The 16,886-nt window shown below is 72.0% G+C and carries 17 protein-coding genes; 2 read left to right on the top strand and 15 right to left on the bottom strand.

Going from position 1 to position 16,886, the window contains the following annotated elements:
• Window positions 1-457 precede the first annotated feature (457 nt).
• Window positions 458-2,047 carry a GMC family oxidoreductase gene (locus J4557_RS13790; protein WP_208266916.1) on the bottom strand — a complete coding sequence of 530 codons (1,590 nt, stop codon included), beginning with the start codon at window positions 2,045-2,047 and terminating at the stop codon, window positions 458-460.
• A gap of 95 nt (window positions 2,048-2,142) precedes the next feature.
• Here J4557_RS13790 and J4557_RS13785 point away from each other — a divergent pair, with 95 nt between their 5' ends.
• Window positions 2,143-2,784 (top strand): cob(I)yrinic acid a,c-diamide adenosyltransferase, encoded by a 642-nt coding sequence (locus J4557_RS13785; protein WP_208266915.1) that lies wholly within the window; start codon window positions 2,143-2,145, stop codon window positions 2,782-2,784.
• Between the two features lie 132 nt (window positions 2,785-2,916).
• The gene (locus tag J4557_RS13780) at window positions 2,917-3,855 is read left to right on the top strand and encodes a DUF4097 family beta strand repeat-containing protein (RefSeq protein WP_208266914.1); all 939 of its coding nucleotides are present in this window, start codon (window positions 2,917-2,919) and stop codon (window positions 3,853-3,855) included.
• Window positions 3,856-3,882: 27 nt separating this feature from the next.
• Here J4557_RS13780 and J4557_RS13775 read toward each other — a convergent pair whose 3' ends face one another.
• From J4557_RS13775 to J4557_RS13710, 14 genes are all read right to left on the bottom strand, one after another.
• Window positions 3,883-5,454, bottom strand: a complete 1,572-nt coding sequence (locus J4557_RS13775; RefSeq protein WP_307799752.1) for a M28 family peptidase — start codon at window positions 5,452-5,454, stop codon at window positions 3,883-3,885.
• A gap of 249 nt (window positions 5,455-5,703) precedes the next feature.
• Window positions 5,704-6,180: a DUF2550 domain-containing protein gene (locus tag J4557_RS13770; protein WP_208266912.1), complete on the bottom strand. Its 477-nt coding sequence runs from the start codon at window positions 6,178-6,180 to the stop codon at window positions 5,704-5,706.
• 29 nt (window positions 6,181-6,209) lie between these two features.
• A complete protein-coding gene (locus tag J4557_RS13765) occupies window positions 6,210-6,596 on the bottom strand; it encodes a F0F1 ATP synthase subunit epsilon (RefSeq protein WP_208266911.1) in 387 nt (128 codons plus the stop codon).
• A gap of 76 nt (window positions 6,597-6,672) precedes the next feature.
• Window positions 6,673-8,103, bottom strand: a complete 1,431-nt coding sequence (gene atpD, locus J4557_RS13760) for a F0F1 ATP synthase subunit beta (RefSeq protein ID WP_208266910.1) — start codon at window positions 8,101-8,103, stop codon at window positions 6,673-6,675.
• Between the two features lie 2 nt (window positions 8,104-8,105).
• The gene (locus tag J4557_RS13755) at window positions 8,106-9,005 is read right to left on the bottom strand and encodes a F0F1 ATP synthase subunit gamma (protein ID WP_208266909.1); all 900 of its coding nucleotides are present in this window, start codon (window positions 9,003-9,005) and stop codon (window positions 8,106-8,108) included.
• Between the two features lie 5 nt (window positions 9,006-9,010).
• Window positions 9,011-10,648 carry a F0F1 ATP synthase subunit alpha gene (gene atpA / locus J4557_RS13750; protein ID WP_208266908.1) on the bottom strand — a complete coding sequence of 546 codons (1,638 nt, stop codon included), beginning with the start codon at window positions 10,646-10,648 and terminating at the stop codon, window positions 9,011-9,013.
• A gap of 97 nt (window positions 10,649-10,745) precedes the next feature.
• Window positions 10,746-11,573 carry a F0F1 ATP synthase subunit delta gene (locus tag J4557_RS13745; RefSeq protein ID WP_208266907.1) on the bottom strand — a complete coding sequence of 276 codons (828 nt, stop codon included), beginning with the start codon at window positions 11,571-11,573 and terminating at the stop codon, window positions 10,746-10,748.
• Window positions 11,570-12,127: a F0F1 ATP synthase subunit B gene (locus tag J4557_RS13740; protein ID WP_208266906.1), complete on the bottom strand. Its 558-nt coding sequence runs from the start codon at window positions 12,125-12,127 to the stop codon at window positions 11,570-11,572. Before J4557_RS13740 ends, J4557_RS13745 begins: the two co-directional genes overlap by 4 nt.
• A 31-nt stretch (window positions 12,128-12,158) precedes the next feature.
• Window positions 12,159-12,392 carry an ATP synthase F0 subunit C gene (gene atpE / locus J4557_RS13735; RefSeq protein WP_173099009.1) on the bottom strand — a complete coding sequence of 78 codons (234 nt, stop codon included), beginning with the start codon at window positions 12,390-12,392 and terminating at the stop codon, window positions 12,159-12,161.
• 105 nt (window positions 12,393-12,497) lie between these two features.
• A complete protein-coding gene (atpB, locus tag J4557_RS13730) occupies window positions 12,498-13,292 on the bottom strand; it encodes a F0F1 ATP synthase subunit A (RefSeq protein ID WP_208266905.1) in 795 nt (264 codons plus the stop codon).
• 61 nt (window positions 13,293-13,353) lie between these two features.
• Window positions 13,354-13,578, bottom strand: coding sequence for a hypothetical protein (locus tag J4557_RS13725; protein ID WP_208266904.1), 225 nt, complete (start codon window positions 13,576-13,578; stop codon window positions 13,354-13,356).
• Window positions 13,579-13,656: 78 nt separating this feature from the next.
• A complete protein-coding gene (locus J4557_RS13720; RefSeq protein ID WP_208266903.1) occupies window positions 13,657-14,073 on the bottom strand; it encodes a Cg1360 family ATP-synthase-associated protein in 417 nt (138 codons plus the stop codon).
• A 442-nt stretch (window positions 14,074-14,515) separates the two neighbouring features.
• A complete protein-coding gene (locus tag J4557_RS13715) occupies window positions 14,516-15,685 on the bottom strand; it encodes a glycosyltransferase family 4 protein (protein ID WP_190862025.1) in 1,170 nt (389 codons plus the stop codon).
• 163 nt (window positions 15,686-15,848) lie between these two features.
• Window positions 15,849-16,835, bottom strand: a complete 987-nt coding sequence (locus J4557_RS13710; protein WP_208266902.1) for a DUF2207 domain-containing protein — start codon at window positions 16,833-16,835, stop codon at window positions 15,849-15,851.
• Window positions 16,836-16,886 lie beyond the last annotated feature (51 nt).

The following is a 16,886-nucleotide window of genomic DNA, read 5'->3' as shown; positions in this document are numbered from 1 at the left end:
GCGCGAATAGGGCGTCGTCCCGATGTGGGCCCCGGGGCCTTAGGACGAACCTTGTACATGTCGGGCCAAGAGGGCCCGGCAGGAACAAGGAGCAGGACATGTACAGCACGGACATCAGCCGGGTCATCATCGCCGACCGCGTACGCGAGCGGCAGGCCGAGGCGCGCAACGCCCGCCGCGCCCGCCTCGCCAAGGCGCTCAAGCGCTGAAGCACGACCCGTCCTGACCGACCGAACGAACGAAGACGAAGGGAGCCGACCATGATCAGCTACGAGTTCATGAAGATCGCCGGGGAGGACCGGGCGCGCAGGCTGCGGGCCGAGGCCCGGGAGGCGCGCCGCGCCCGCCTCGCCAAGGCGCTCAAGCGGTGAAGCCCGCACAGCGACCCGACCCGCCAACGCCCCCGTCACACGACGGGGGCGTTCTCCGTTCACGGGGCCCTGCCGGACCGGCCCGGTCAGCGGCCGGCGGCGCGGAGGGGGGCGCGGCCGCGGATGAGGTCGGCGGCGCGCTCGGCGATCGCGATGGTGGGGGCGTTGGTGTTGCCGCGCGGCACCGCCGGCATGACGGAGGCGTCCACGACGCGCAGGCCGTCGACGCCGCGGACCCGCAGCTCGGGGTCGCAGACCGCGTCGTCCGAGCCGCCCATCGCGCAGGTGCTCGTCGGATGGAACAGCGTCGCGCACTCGCGGCGGACGAACGCGGCGATCTCCTCGTCGTCCTGGACGCCCTCGCCCGGCGCGTACTCGCCGCCGGCCAGATGGGCGAGCGGCCCGACGGCGGCGATCTCGCGGGCCTGCCGGACGCCCGCGACCAGCACGTCCAGGTCCGCCTTCTCGGCGAGGTAGGCGGGGTCGATCAGCGGCTTGGCGTACGGGCTGGCGGACCGCAGCGTCAGCGACCCCCGGCTCGCCACGGCGATGGCCGTGACCAGCACCGACAGCAGCCGCTGGGACGGCTCGACCAGCCCCTGGTCCAGGAACGGGGTCGGCAGCACGTGGTACTGGAGGTCCGGCGCGGGCAGGCCCTCGACCGTCCGGACGAACCCGCCCGCCTCGGCGAGGTTGGACGCGTACGGCCCGCGCCCGAGGGCGGCGTGCAGCGCCAGTGAGCGGGCGTTCGCCAGCTCCCACAGCGCCTTGGTGCGCGGGGTCGCGACCATGACGTTCACGAACGGATGGTCCTGCAGGCCCTGGCCCACCGGGGAGTCGACGACCACGTCGATGCCGAGCGCGCGCAGGTGCCCGGCGGGGCCGACGCCCGACAGCATCAGCAACTGCGGGGTGTTCACCGCGCCGCCGGACAGGATCACCTCCGTCGAGGCCCGCGCCTCGACGGTCTCGCCGCGCGCCTCGTACCGGACCCCGGCCGCCCGCCCGTTCTCGATCAGGACCCGGGTGGCGAGCGCGTCGGTGACGACGGTGAGGTTGGGCCGCCGCAGCGCCGGCCGCAGGTAGCCGTCGGCGGCCGACCAGCGCCGCCCGCGCCGCTGCGTGACCTGGTAGAACCCGACGCCGTCCTGGCCGGCGCCGTTGAAGTCGGGGTTCGCGGCCAGCCCGAACGCCATCGCCGACCGCACCCACGCCTGCGTCAGCGGGTGCTTGTAGCGCAGGTCCTCGACGCGGAGGGGGCCGCCGGTCCCGTGGTACGGGGTCGCGATGCGCTGCTGGTCCTCGGCCCGGCGGAAGTAGGGCAGCAGGTCCTCGTAGCCCCAGCCGTCGCAGCCGTGGGCGTCGCGCCAGGTGTCGTAGTCGTGCCGGCTCCCGCGAATGTAGATCATCGCGTTGGTGGACGAGCTGCCGCCGAGGGTGCGCCCGCGCGGCCAGTACACCGCGCGTCCCGCGGCGTGCTCCTGCGGGACGGTCGCGTGGTCCCAGTCGTACGGGCCCTTGATCAGGCTCGCGACCGCCGCCGGAATCCGGATCTCCGGCGCGTCGTCGGGGGGGCCGGCCTCCAGCAGCAGGACCCTCGCCGACGGGTCCTGCGACAGCCGGGCGGCCAGCACGCAGCCGGCGCTGCCCGCACCGACGATCACGTAGTCGTACACGCAACGAACACTACCGAACGGTTTTCCGACGTCACCGGCCCGTCCGGGCCCGCCGGGCGGCGCCTGCCGCACCGCCCGGCGCTAGTGTGACGGCCATGGCGAAGAACAGGGAGAACCCCGTCGTCCTCTCGCGGATCTACACCCGGACCGGCGACGACGGCAGCACCGCGCTCGGCGACGCGTCCCGGACGAGCAAGACCGACCCCCGCCTGGCCGCCTACGCCGACGTGGAGGAGGCCAACGCCGCGATCGGCGTGGCCCTCGCCCTCGGCGGCCTGCCCGGCGAGCTGAGGACGCTGCTGGTGCGCGTCCAGAACGACATGTTCGACGTGGGCGCCGACCTGTGCGCGCCCGTGGTGGCCGACCCCGAGTACCCGCCGCTGCGCGTCGACCCGTCCTACATCGAGCGGCTCGAGGCGGCGTGCGACGAGCACAACGCGGACCTGCCGACGCTGCGCAGCTTCATCCTGCCCGGCGGCAGCCCCGGCGCCGCGCTGCTGCACGTGGCGCGGACGGTGACGCGGCGCGCCGAGCGGTCCGCGTGGGCCGCGCTGGAGGCGCACGGCGCCGCCCCCGTCGGCGAAACGGGCGACGACGCCCCGGACGCCGCCGACCGGGGCGTCAACCCGCTGACCGCGAAGTACCTCAACCGGCTGTCGGACCTGCTGTTCATCCTGTGCCGCGTCGCGAACGCCGAGCACGGCGACGTGCTGTGGAAGCCGGGCGGCGAGCGCTGACCCGCGCACGGCGCCGGAGGCGGTGGGGTTAGCCCCACCCCCGGGACGCCTGCCCGCCTCCTGTCGGCCCGGCCCCCCGTCCGGCAGGCTGTCGCATGACGGGGTGCACGGCGAGCGGCGGGGAGAGGCGACGTGAGGACACTGGCAGGCGCGGCGGTACTGGCCGGCTCGGCGGTGCTGGCGGGCACGGCGCTGACGGGCTGCGGGCTCAGCTTCAGCCGCCACACCGAGGACCGCACCTACACCGCGCCGGACGGCGTCGACGCGCTCAGGGTGTCGCCGGGCGACGGGTCGGTGCAGATCACCGCCTCCGACTCCCCCGGCATCACGGTCACCGAGCATCTGCGCTGGTCCAACGGGCGCAACAAGCCGCAGCCGCGGCACGAGGTCGGCGGGAGGACGCTGTCGCTGTCCGCGAAGTGCGGGCACAGCGTGATCGGCCCCAACCCGTGCCGGATCTCCTACCGGATCCAGGTGCCGCGCGCCACGGCCGTCGAGGTGGACGGCGGCTCCGGCTCGATCCGCGTCACCGGCCTGGCCGGCACGGTCAAGCTGCACGGGGACACCGGCGCCGTCACCGCGACCGACCTGCGCACGTCCTCGGCGACCCTCAGCGCGGGCTCGGGCAGCGTGCGGGTGTCGGGGCGCGCCCGCACCGCCGACCTCCGCACCGACACCGGGTCGATCACCGCGACCGGCCTGACGTCCGACCGGCTGACGGCCCGGGCCGGCAGCGGCGACGTCCGGCTGGGCGGCCGCTTCACGTCCGCCGAGGTGCGCACCGACACGGGCGCGCTGCGGGCCGACGGCCTCACCGCCGACCGGCTGGCCGTCGACACCAACGCCGGCACCGTCACGATCGGCCTGGCCGCGGCGCCGAGCAGCGTCCAGGCCACCAGCGACACCGGCGCCGTCCGGCTACGGCTGCCCGCCGACCGGCCCTACGCGATCGCGCTGTCCACCGACACCGGCGGCAAGCACGTCGACCCCGGCATCCACCAGGACTCGACGGCGCCCCGGCGCGTCACGGTCAAGACCAACGCCGGCGCCATCTCGATCAACCCCGCCTGAGCCGCCCCGCGCCCCCGCCCGCGGCGCTCACCGGACCAGGTAGGGCCCCTGCCATTCGGGACGGTACGGCGCCGCCGGCACCGCCACGAAGCGGGCCTCCCCGTTCACCGGCAGCGTGCTGGCGGCGAACCGCTGCGTCGCGTACGCGACGCCGTCCACGTTGGTGTCGAGCAGCTTGAGGTCGACGTTCTTCATCCGGTCGCACCTGGCGTGGTAGCACGGGTCGTACGCCTTGCCGGGCCTCCCGCCGTACGCCTTGGCCTCCGCCGCGGTCTTCACGCCCTCCGCGCCCGTCTCGATGCCGCCGGCCGGGATGCCCTTCGCGACGAACGGCCCGTAGTCCGACCGGCCGTCGAACGGCGCCTGCGTCACCGGCAGGTGCCGTCCGGCGAAGTAGTCCCGGAAGACCTTCTCGATCGCGCCGGACCCGGCGGGCGGGGCCGTGCCGACACGCCCGGAGTGGTCGCCGTCGTAGACGGCGCGGGTGCCGTTCGGCGAGCCGAGCATGTCGAAGTTCAGGGCCAGCGCGATCCTGCCGCGCTCGGCGGCGCGGAGCGACCGCACGTAGTGCGTGGACCCGACGAGGCCCTCCTCCTCGGCGCCCCACCAGGCGAACCGCACCCGGTTCCGCACGTCCGTGCCGCGCAGCTTGCCGATCTTCTCCGCGACGGCCAGCAGCGCCGCCGCCCCCGTCGCGTTGTCGTTGATGCCGGGGCCCGCCGGGACGCTGTCGAGGTGCGCGCCGACCAGCACGACGTTGCCCGCCCGGCCGCGCCGCGTGTCGGCGACGACGTTGCTCGCCGACCGCTTCCCGTGCACGGCGTCGGTCTTCACGCGCATCTTCAGGCCGCCCCTCTTCGCGGCCTTCGCCAGCTCGGACCCCACCTGGTACGACGGGCCCACGACCGGGATCGGCGCGAGCCTCTCCACCGTCCCGTTCACCGGGCCCTTCTCGCCCGGCTTGTTGAAGATGATCGCGGCGGCGGCGCCCGCGGCCCTCGCCTTCGCGACCTTCGTGGCGAACGCGCACGTCCCGCGCTGCATCAGCGCGATCGAGCCCTTCCGGAAGCCCGCGAAGTCGCCGCTCTCGCAGCCGCTCGTCCCCTCGCCCGACGACGGCAGGTCCACCGCCGCCACCGGGGCCGTCACCTGGCCCGCGCCCGAGTAGGCGAGCGTCAGGAAGTCCGCCGCCACCTTGTAGGACGCCTTGGACGGCGCGACGCGCGCCAGCACCGGGGCCGACCGCTCCCGCCAGTACGGGAACGTGAAGCGCTGCACCCTCGGCTTGAACCCGGCCTTCTTCAGCCGCCCCACGACGTACCGCACGGAGACCCCGAACCCCTGCCCGCCGACCGCGCGGTTCCCGCCGTTGTAGTCGGCGATCTCCTGGAACGCGGACAGGTGCCGCTGGACGTCCTTCAACGTGACCAGCTTCGCCAGATCGGGCCGCGCCTGCGCCGCCGGGGCGGGAGCGCGCGGCGTCGGCGGCGAGGGCACGGGACGGGACGGTGCCGCCTGCGCACCCGGCCCGACGGCGGCCAGCGCGCCCGGAACGGCGGCGGACAGCGCCACGGCGGCGCCGGTGAGCAGCTTGCGCACGTGCACTCCTGCGGAGACGGGAACGGAGCTCTGACCAGGGCCGATCATGAACCCGCGCCCCGCCCGCCTCAAGGATCGCCGAGGGGACCCGGCCGTATCGATACCGGCGCCTTACCCTGCGCAAGCCGACACGCCCGCAGCGACCCGGCCACGACCCCGCCACGAGCCCACACGAACCGCGTCGCACGGCCGGATCACGCAGCCCGAATCACACGGGCCGGATCAGCGGGCCGGATCACGCGGGCCGGGTCACTCCTGCGGGTGCACCTCCACCGGGAAGCCGGGCGGCGCCGCCTCCAGCCACGCCAGGAACCCGGTCAGCGCCGCCGCGCCCATCGCCAGCTCCATCACGTGCGCGCCGTCCCGCACCTCGATCACGCTCACGTCCGGCAGCAGGCCGTCCGCCTCGTCGGGCCCCGGCACCCGCCGGTTGGACACGACGAGGCCCCGGCGGTGGATCACCTGCCGGGGCCTTCTCCGGAAACCGAACACGCGGTGCCAGTGCAGCTCGTCGCCCCGGTACCGGCCGATACCGAGGCGCCACACCCCCGGAGCGGCCTCCGGGCCGGCGGTCTCCGCGGGCAGCATGCGCAGGCTGCACTCGACCGTGCCGCCGCCGCGGACGAACAGCCAGCGGCGCACGGCCATCACCACGAACACGAGCGCGGCCACCAGGACCAGCCCGGCGAGCACCCCGCCCGCGTCAAGTGCCAGGTGCCCGCCCAAGTCCCCCCGCCGTTCGCTCGCGCTGAAAACTAGACCTCTATGCCCGCCGCGCGCAGCCGCGCCCGGGCCCGCCGCTCCGGCGTCGCGTCCTCGCCGCCGGCGGACAGCGCGTCCTCCAGCGCCTGCCGCGCGTGCTGGACGTCGATCTCCTCACCGATCTCGGCCTGCTCCGCCAGGATCGCGACCTCGTCGCCCGCGACGGAGAAGAACCCGCTGCCGACCATCGCGCTGACCCGCTCGCCGCCGTCCGCCGGCTCGATGGTCACCACGCTGCCGTCCAGCAGCACGCCCAGCACCGGGGCATGGCCCGGCAGGATGCCGAGCGAGCCCTCGATGGTCTGCGCGACCACCATCTTGGCCTCGCCGGACCAGATCTCGCGCTCCGGCGAGACCAGCCCGACCTTCAGGGTTGCCACGTCTCAATCCTCCGAATACTGGAGCGGTTCCGGCGGGGCGCCCGGACGAGCGGTCCGGGCGCCCCGCCGGAGCGGACTACTTCTCCAGCTCCTTGGCCTTCTTCTCGACGTCCTCGATGCCGCCGCACATGAAGAACGCCTGCTCGGGCAGGTGGTCGTACTTGCCCTCCGCCAGCGCCTTGAACGAGGCGATCGTCTCGTCCTTCGGCACCGTCACACCGGGCTGGCCGGTGAACTGCTCGGCCACGTACATCGGGTGCGACAGGAAGCGCTCGATGCGCCGCGCCCGCTGGACGGTGACCTTGTCCTCCTCGGAGAGCTCGTCGATACCGAGGATCGCGATGATGTCCTGCAGCTCCTTGTACTTCTGCAGGATCCGGATGACCTCCTGGGCGACGGAGTAGTGCTCGTTCCCCAGGATCTGCGGGTCCATGATCCGCGAGGTGGAGTCGAGCGGGTCCACCGCCGGGAAGATGCCCTTCTCGGAGATGCTCCGCGCCAGCGTGGTCGTCGCGTCCAGGTGCGCGAACGTGGTGTGCGGCGCCGGGTCGGTGATGTCGTCGGCGGGCACGTAGATCGCCTGCATCGAGGTGATCGAGTGACCGCGCGTCGACGTGATCCGCTCCTGCAGCACGCCCATCTCGTCGGCCAGCGTCGGCTGGTACCCCACCGCGGACGGCATGCGCCCGAGCAGCGTGGAGACCTCCGAACCGGCCTGCGTGAACCGGAAGATGTTGTCGATGAAGAGCAGCACGTCCTGGTTCTGGACGTCGCGGAAGTACTCCGCCATCGTCAGCGCGCCCAGCGCGACGCGCAGCCGGGTGCCCGGCGGCTCGTCCATCTGGCCGAACACCAGGGCGGTGTCCTTGAGGACGTCCGCCTCGTCCATCTCCACCCAGAGGTCGTTGCCCTCACGGGTGCGCTCGCCGACGCCGGCGAACACCGAGGTGCCGCCGAAGTTGCGAGCGACGCGGCGGATCATCTCCTGGATGAGGACGGTCTTGCCCACACCCGCGCCGCCGAACAGGCCGATCTTGCCGCCCTTGACGTACGGGCACAGCAGGTCGATGACCTTGATGCCGGTCTCCAGCATCTCCGTCTTGGACTCCAGCTGGTCGAACGCCGGCGCCTTGCGGTGGATGCCCCAGCGCTCGTTGATCTCCAGCGAGGCGGTCGGGGTGTCCAGCGCCTCACCGAGGGCGTTCCACACGTGGCCCTTGGTGATGTCGCCGACCGGCACCGCGATGGACTGGCCGGTGTCGACCACCGGCGCGCCGCGGACCAGGCCGTCCGTCGGCTGCATCGAGATCGCCCGGACCATGTTGTCGCCCAGGTGCTGGGCGACCTCGAAGGTCAGGGTCTTCTCCTCGCCGCCCAGCGTGACCTGGACGTTCAGGGCGTTGTAGATCTCCGGGATGGCGTCGGCGGGGAACTCCACGTCGACGACCGGGCCGATGACGCGTGCGACGCGCCCGGTCGCGGTCGCCGTCTCTACCTGTGCAGTCATTATCACTCCCCGCCAGACTCGGCGAGCGCGTCAGCGCCACCGACGATCTCGCTGATTTCCTGGGTGATCGCGGCCTGCCGCGCCTGGTTCATCTGGCGCGTGTAGACCCCGAGCAGATCATTGGCATTGTCGGTCGCCGACTTCATCGCCCGCCGCACCGACGCCTGGAACGACGCCGCCGACTGCAGCAGCATGTGGAAGATGCGGCTCTCGACGTAGTTGGGCAGCAGGAGGTCGAGCGCCGCCTGCGCGGACGGCTCGAACTCGTAGGTCGGCAGGACCTGCCCGCCGCCGTCGCCCTCGGTGACCTCCAGCGGCATCAGCCGCCGGACCTGCACCTTCTGCGTCAGCATCGAGACGAACTCGGTGTAGACGACGTGGATCTCCCCGACCCCGCCCTCGGCGTCGGTCTTCAGGAAGTCCCCGGTCAGCCGACGGCCGATCCGCTCGGCGTTGGCGAAGTCGGGCCGGTCGCTGAACCCGTGCCAGGTCTCGGCGACCTCCCGGCCCCGGAACCGGTACCAGGTGATGCCCTTGTTGCCGATGACGTACGGGACCGGCTCGCGGCCCTGCTCCCGCAGCGCGGTGATCAGCGACTCGGCCTCGCGGATGACGTTGGCGTTGTAGGCGCCGCAGAAACCGCGGTCCGAGGTGATGATCAGCACCGCGCTGCGGTTGTCGGTCGGCTGCTCGTGCAGCAGCGGATGGTCGATCCCGACACGGTGGCTCACCAGCGCGGACAGGGCCTGCGTGATCCGGTCGGCGTACGGCTTGGAGGCCGCCACCGCCTGCTGGGCCTTGACGATCCGCGACGTGGCGATCATCTCCTGGGCGCGCGTGATCTTGGCGGTCGACTTGACCGTCTTGATCTGCTGCCGGAGTTGACGAAGCTGTGCGGCCATGGCCGTCAGCCCTTCTTGACGCGGGTGATCGTCTCCTGCTCGACGGCCTCGTCCTCGATCGCCTCGACGGGCTCCTCCGTGCCCAGCAGGTCGCCCTCGCTGGTCTGGAAGCCCTTCTTGAACTCCGTGATGGTGCTCTTGAGGCTGGTGAGGTCGTCGTCGGACAGCTGCCCGGTCTCCCGGATCGAGGTCAGCAGGCCCGCGTCCTCGCGCTCCACGTAGTCGAGGAACTCGCGCTCGAAGCGGCGGACGTCGGCGACCGGAACCTCGTCCAGCTCACCGGACGTGCCCGCCCACACCGAGATGACCTCCTGCTCGACCGGGAACGGCGAGCCCTGCGGCTGCTTCAGCAGCTCGACCAGGCGCGCGCCGCGCTCCAGCTGCGCGCGCGACGCCGCGTCCAGGTCCGACGCGAAGGCGGCGAACGCCTCCAGGTCGCGGAACTGCGACAGCGCCAGGCGCAGCGTGCCGGCGACCTTGCGCATCGCCTTGATCTGCGCCGAGCCGCCGACCCGGGACACCGAGATGCCGACGTTGATCGCCGGCCGGACGCCCTGGTTGAACAGGTCCGTCTCCAGGAAGCACTGCCCGTCGGTGATCGAGATGACGTTCGTCGGGATGTAGGCCGAGACGTCGTTGCCCTTGGTCTCGATGATCGGCAGACCGGTCATCGAGCCGCCGCCCAGGTCGTCCGACAGCTTCGCGCAGCGCTCCAGCAGGCGCGAGTGCAGGTAGAAGACGTCGCCGGGGTAGGCCTCGCGGCCCGGCGGGCGGCGCAGCAGCAGCGACACCGCGCGGTAGGCCTCGGCCTGCTTCGACAGGTCGTCGAACACGATCAGGACGTGCTTGCCCTGGTACATCCAGTGCTGCCCGATCGCCGACCCGGTGTAGGGGGCGATGTACTTGTAGCCCGCGGGCTCGGACGCCGGGGCCGCCACGATCGTGGTGTACTCCAGCGCGCCGGCCTCCTCCAGCGACCGCCGCACGTTGGCGATCGTGGAGCCCTTCTGGCCGACCGCCACGTACACGCAGCGGACCTGCTTGGCCGGGTCGCCCGACTCCCAGGCTTCCTTCTGGTTGATGATGGTGTCCACGCAGACCGTGGTCTTGCCGGTCTGCCGGTCACCGATGATCAGCTGGCGCTGGCCGCGGCCGATCGGGGTCATCGCGTCGATGGCCTTGATGCCGGTCTGCAGCGGCTCCTTGACGGACTGCCGCTGCACGACGGTCGGGGCCTGCAGCTCCAGCGCCCGCCGCTCGGTGCTCTCGATCGGGCCCTTGCCGTCCAGCGGGTTGCCCAGCGCGTCCACGACGCGGCCGAGGAAGCCGTCGCCGACCGGGGCCGAGAGGACCTCTCCGGTGCGGCGGACCTTCTGGCCCTCCTCGATCTTGCTGAAGTCACCCAGCACCACGGCGCCGATCTCGCGCACGTCCAGGTTCAGAGCCAGGCCACGGGTACCGTCCTCGAACTCGAGGAGTTCGTTGGCCATCGCCGAGGGCAGGCCCTCGACGTGGGCGATACCGTCGCCGGAATCGACGACGGTGCCGACCTCTTCGCGCGCGGCGGCCTCGGGCTCGTACGACTGGACGAAGCGCTCCAGCGCGTTCCGGATCTCATCCGGACGGATCGTCAGCTCCGCCATGATTCCTCTCTTGCTCCCTTTGGGGTCAGGATTTCCCGAGGGGGGGCGACCCCCCGCGCCCCCCGGTCCGACTTCGTCGGCGTCATGGCTGCCGGCGTCAGCCGGCGCCGAGCCGCCGGCGGACGTCGTCCAGCCGTCCGGCGATCGTGCCGTCGATGATCTCGTCCCCGATCTCGATCGACAGGCCGCCGATCGCCGTGGGGTCGAGCTCGATGTTCAGGTGTACTTCGTGGCCGTAGGCGGCGGCGAGCACCGCGGCGAGCCGGGTGCGCTGCGCGTCCGTCAGTACGACCGGGGTCCGGACCAGCGCTACCAGCCGCTGCCGCCGCTGGGCGACGATCCGGCCGTACTCGGCCAGCCCGCCCTCCAGGCTACGTCCTCGCGGGCGCAGCACCAGTTCCCTGATCAGCGTCAGCGTGGCCGGCTGGACCTTGCCCTCCAGCAGCGCCTCGACCAGGCCCGCCTTGCGTTCGGCGGGCAGGCCGGGGCCGGCGAGGGCGCCGCGCAGCTCGATCTCGCCCTCGAGGACCCGGGAGAAGCGGAAGAGCTCGTCCTCCAGGTCGTCGAGCCGACCGGCCGCCTCCGCCCTGGCGGACTCGGCGGTGACCGCGAGGGCCTCCACCGCGTCCGACAGCTCCGAGGGGGTGGACCAGCGCATCCGGACCACGTCGGCGACCAGCCCGAGAGCGGCCGGCGACACCTTGCCCTCCAGCAGGATCCGGACGAGCTGCGCCTTGTCGGCACCGTCCCGCGCCGGGTCGGAGACCGCCCGCCGCAGGCCGTGCTCGCGGTCGATCAGGTGCAGCACCGCGAACAGGTCGCCGCCCAGCCCGTCGAGGTCGGGGCCGGCGGAGGAGATGACGGCCTCCAGCCGCTCCTTGGCCTCGGCCAGCGACGCCCTGCTCACCGCTCCCGTGATGGTCATGATGTGATCTGCTCCTGCGTGCGGGCGCGCTCCTCGAGCTCCTCGAGGAACCGGTCGACCACCCGGCTCTGGCGGGCGCTGTCCTCAAGGGACTCGCCCACCACGCGGGAGGCCAGCTCGACCGACATCGAGCCGATCTCGGCGCGCAGCGAGGACAGCGCCTGCTGGCGCTCGGCCTCGATCTGCGCCTTGGCGGCGTCGATGATGCGGCGCGCCTCGGCCTGGGCCTGCTCCTTCATCTCGGCGATGATCTGAGCGCCCTGCTCCTCGGCCTTCTTGCGCAGCTTCGACGCCTCGATCGCGGCGTCCTTCTGCTGGGCCTTGTACTGCTCCAGCGTCTGGCGGGCCTCCTCCTGCGCCTGCTCGGCGCGCTTGAGGCCCCCCTCGATCGCGTCGGTCCGCTCCTCCAGCGTCTGCTGGATGCGCGGGGTGAGGATCTTGCCGACGACGACCAGGACGACGATGAAGGAGAAGATCCCGACGACCAGCTCGTACGGGTGCGGCATCAGAGGGTTGTTCTGCTCCGCGGCCAGCACGGACGCTGACGTGATCATGTGTGCAGCCCTCCTCGGGTCCGGCTCCTGATCAGACGCTCTTGAAGATGAACGGCGCGACCAGGCCGATCAGGGCGAGGGCCTCGGTCAGGACGAAGCCCAGCAGCATGTTGGTGCGGATCACGCCGGTCAGCTCCGGCTGGCGGGCGATCGCGTTGACGCCCTGGCCGAAGATGATGCCGATGCCGATGCCCGGGCCGATGGCCGCGAGGCCGTAACCGATCGCGGTGACGTTACCGTTCACGGCGGCGAGGACTCCCGTCATGGGTTCATTCCTTTTCTGTCGGCCGGCGGAGTGTCCGCCGGTCTGGGCTTTTCGAGGTTGTCGGTTTCGGGGCGCGCGCCGGGGGGCACTGTCCGACCCGGAGGTCTAGTGATCGGCTTCGAGACCGCTCTGGATGTACATCGCGGCCAGCAGCGCGAACAGGAACGCCTGCAGGAACTGGATCAGCAGCTCGAGGGTGGTCATCAGGATGGTGACGATCACCCCGATGATGCCGACGCCGAACCCGGCGACGGTGGGCTTCTCGAACAGGAACCAGAAGCCGACGAGGCTGAAGAACGCGAGGATCGTGTGGCCCGCGAACATGTTGGCGAAGAGCCGCACCGCGTGGGTGAACGGGGCGATGATGAAGGTCGAGAGGTACTCGATCGGCACCAGCAGGATGTAGACGGGCCAGGGCAGGCCCTTCGGCAGCATGTTGGTGAAGTACTTCGCGCCCTGGTGCCGGATGCCCAGGTAGACCTTCAGGACGTACACGAATCCCGCGAGCACGGCCGGGAAGGCGATGTGGGAGGCGATCGGGAACTGGATGACCGGGAAGACGGCCATGAAGTTCCAGACCCAGATCAGGAAGAACAGCGACATCAGCAGCGGCATCCACCGCTCGGTGTTCTTGCCGAGGAACGGCCTCGCGACCTGGTCCCGGACGAACATGTAGCCGACCTCGCCGAGGTTCTGCGCGCCCCGCGGCACCAGCTTGGGCTTGGCGAAGGCGAACCAGAAGAACACGCAGACGAGCACGGAGCCGACGACCGCGAAGAGCACCGGTTTGGTCAGCCAGCTCGGCGCGCCGTCGAAGATGGGCGGAAAGTCGAAGATCTCAGGCCCGGGGGCCTGGAACTCATCTCCACCGGAGGAGGCGAGGACCGTCAGCGCGTTCACGCGGCGTTCCCTTCATCAATGTGGTGATGTTTCACGTAGGCTTCTTCGGCGGCGGGGCCGCTCAGACGGAGTGGCGACCGTACTTGACGTAGACCAGGTAGACGGCGAGCATCACGCCGATGATCAGGCCGATCGGGATCAGCCACTGCCACCCGCTCCACCAGGCCAGCAGCCACCCGATCCCGCCCCAGATGGTCATTCCGGACAGGAGGTAGCTGGGCACGGACCAGGCGACGTCGGCGAATTCCCGCTGGCCGTCCTCCGGCCGGGGCTTCTGCTCGCTCATCGCGCTCCGGACGATAGCAGGCCATGCCTGCGGTGGTCATATTGGAGTAGTCCGCCCGGACCGTGCGAGGCGGGGTCATCACGGACTCCGGTCCAGGGCGCTTTCGGGCTCGTCAACGTAGGGCCTCCGCTGTAGGGCGACGCGGAACTCGGCGGCGATCCAGCACAGGGCCAGGGCGATCACCGCCCAGCCGAACACCGTGGTGTTCCAGAGGGAGACCCCGTCCATCGCCGTGACCAGCACCATCACCGCGAAGATCTTCACCACGTAGCTGGCCAGCGCGGCCAGCATCATCGTCTGGGCGGAGATCTTCCCGGCCCAGGAGACCGCGATCGCGCTGATGGAGAAGAAGATGAGCACCACGACGGTGGCCAGCGCCGCCGCCAGCGCGCCCTTGCCGCCCGCCGTCAGCAGGCCGATCAGGACGGCGCCCACCCCGACCGCCCCGGTCGGGATCGCGGCGCCGCGGAGCATCCGGGCGTCGGAAGGTTGCATGAGGGCTCCGGCTGGTCACGTTCAGTGGTCGTCTCTTGTTCGTGAAAGGTATCACAAGCGTCCGGAATGTCCACAATTACCCTAGAGGTAACGCCCTGCCCGGCTGGTTTCCGGGCTGCGGGCCACACTCGCACCACGGACCTTAACCCAGGTCACGGCACCCGATCCGGGGAACGGCCGGGACGCGCCGCGGGCCGCGGACCGCGGCGGACACGAGGCGTGAACACTGCGAGAGGGAGATCGCTCCGCCCGCTCTCCGCACGTTCGATCCGAATGGTATTCGACGCACCGTAGTACACCGTCCGGACCGCCGGGTGGCGCCCATCACCGCGTCCAGGCACGGTCGCGCAGCCCCAAGGCGAGGTAGAGGCGCAGGTCAGAGGCCGGACGGAGGGTCGGGCTGGGAGACCGTGCGAGAGAGCGGCGTCCCGAGAGGCGTGGATCAGACCGGCAGTTGCGGGCGGGCGGCGGGCTGCTGCCCGGTGTCGCCCGGCTCCGCCGCGGCGTTCCGCCGCCGCCCGCGCGGCCGGCCGAGCCGCAGCATCAGCACGACCCCGGCGACCGCCACCACGACCGTGACCCCGAGGGTGATCCACGCGGCGTCGAACAGCGCCAGCCCGACCAGCCCGGACGCCAGCAGCCCGACCCAGAAGTACATGATCAGCACGGCCCGGCGGGTGGAGTGGCCGAGTTGCAGCAGCCGGTGGTGCAGGTGCTGCTTGTCCGGCGAGAACGGCGACTTGCCCTGGTTCGTCCGGCGCCACACCGCCAGCAGCATGTCCATGAACGGGACCGCCGCCACGGCCGGCACCAGCAGCAGCGGCACGTACAGCGGGAACAGCCCGTTCGACAGCACCGCCGGGTCGAACTGCCCGGTCAGCAGGATGGTCGACGCGCTCAGCAGCAGCCCGATCAGCATCGAGCCGGTGTCGCCCATGAAGATCTTCGCCGGGCTGAAGTTGTGCGGCAGGAAGCCCAGGCACATCCCGAACAGCACCGCCGCGGTGAGCGTCGCCCCGCTCAGCGTGGTCATCCCGTTGGTCTTGGTCAGCAGGTAGGCGTAGCCGAACAGGCCGAGCGCGGCGATCCCGACGACCCCGGCCGCCAGCCCGTCCAGGCCGTCGATGAAGTTCACCGCGTTGATCGTCGCGACCACCACGAACACCGTCAGCGGCACCCCGTAGGCGGGCGGCAGCGACAGCGACTCGCCGTTCGGCAGCGGGATCGAGTAGATCTGGATGCCCTGCATGATGAAGATCCCGGCGGCGGCCACCTGCCCGGCGAACTTGGTGAGCGGGTCGACCTCCCACCGGTCGTCGGCGATGCCGACCAGCACGATCAGCCCGCCCGACATCAGCAGCGCCTTGCCCACGCCGATGTCGCCGGCGGCCAGCACCTTGCGCATCTCCGGCAGCCCGGACGCGACGACCAGCGCCGCCACCATCCCGCCGAACATCGCCAGCCCGCCCAGCCGGGGCGTCGGGATCACGTGCACGTCGCGGTCCCGGGGGACGGCCTGCGCGCCGAACCAGACGGCGAAGCGCCGGACGGCGGGCGTCAGCAGGTAGGCGACCAGCGCGGCGACCAGGATGGTCAGCAGGTACTCCCGCAACTCTCCCGCGCCTCCCTTCGCCGATCACCGCCGTCCGCGACCGCGCCGTCCGCGATCACCCCTGCGACATGCCCCGATTGAACGCACCGTCACCGGGCCGGGGTTCCCGACCGGGTAAGACGATCGTCGATCACGATCGGTTCGCCGTCACGACCGACCAACTCTAGACCCACCGGGCCCCATCCGCCGCATATCGCGCCGTCCCGGACGTCCTGGAGCACATCACGGCCGCTCCGGCGATCATCAGCGCGAGGCCCGCCAGCGACCGGTCCCCCAGCGAGAACGCCCACGGCCCGCGGTCCAGCACGTCGTCCGCGGCGTCCGACAGGACCAGCAGCGCGCCCACCACCGCCAGCGCCGCGCCCGCCCGGCGGTCCGGCCCCGGCCTCCGCGCCGCCAGCCCCACCGAGGCCAGCGCCAGCGCGAGCACCGCCGAGCCCGGCCACGTCCCCGCCCAGTGCGGCCGGGCGTAGTGGGGCGGCGCGACGGCGACCGCGTGCTTCGGCAGCCGGACCCGCACCGTCATCCCCTCGTGCGGGGCGAGGGCGCTCTGCATGAAGTCCACCGCGTACCGCCCGTCGCGGACGCCGAGGCAGCGCGTCGTCGCCCCCGGCGAGCCCGCCCGGCACGTCGCGTGCCGCAGCGGGACCGGCGCCTCCACCCGGACGACGGCGTCGCCGATCGGCACGTCCCAGCTCGTCCCGATCGCGTCCCAGACCAGCTCGTCGTGGTCGGCGTACGGGGTGAACGCCCAGCCCACCGCGTACTCGATCACGTACGCCTGGCGGCCGCGGACCTCGCGGTGCCGGTCCCCGACGGTGATCTGCAGGTCGTTCAGCCACCGCATCGTCCGGGCGCGGGCCGGGGCGCCCGTCGACGAGCCCGCGCTGACGTCCCGCACGTCGAACAGCCGGTTCGCACGGCGGAACGGCACCCGGCGCACGATCCCGTGCTCGCCGCCGCGGTCGAAGTCGTATGTGATCGTCTCCCGGACGCGCACCACCCCGTCGCGGCCCAGCGTGAGGACCACGTCGTAGGTCGGGATGCTCTCGCGCGGGACGGGCGCCGCCGCCGCCGCGGGCAGCAGGAAGACGACGGTCACCAGGACCACGCCCGCAGCGATCACGGGCCCCCGAACACGGCCGCGCATTCCCCGAATGGTCTCACCGTTGCCCCCGCCGTGTCGGCACAACCCGCCGCG

It is taken from the genome of Actinomadura nitritigenes (assembly GCF_017573545.1).
Lineage (GTDB): Bacteria > Actinomycetota > Actinomycetes > Streptosporangiales > Streptosporangiaceae > Spirillospora > Spirillospora nitritigenes.
The sequence above is the reverse complement of the archived record's forward strand: the minus strand, read 5'-3'. Positions and strand labels throughout refer to the sequence as shown.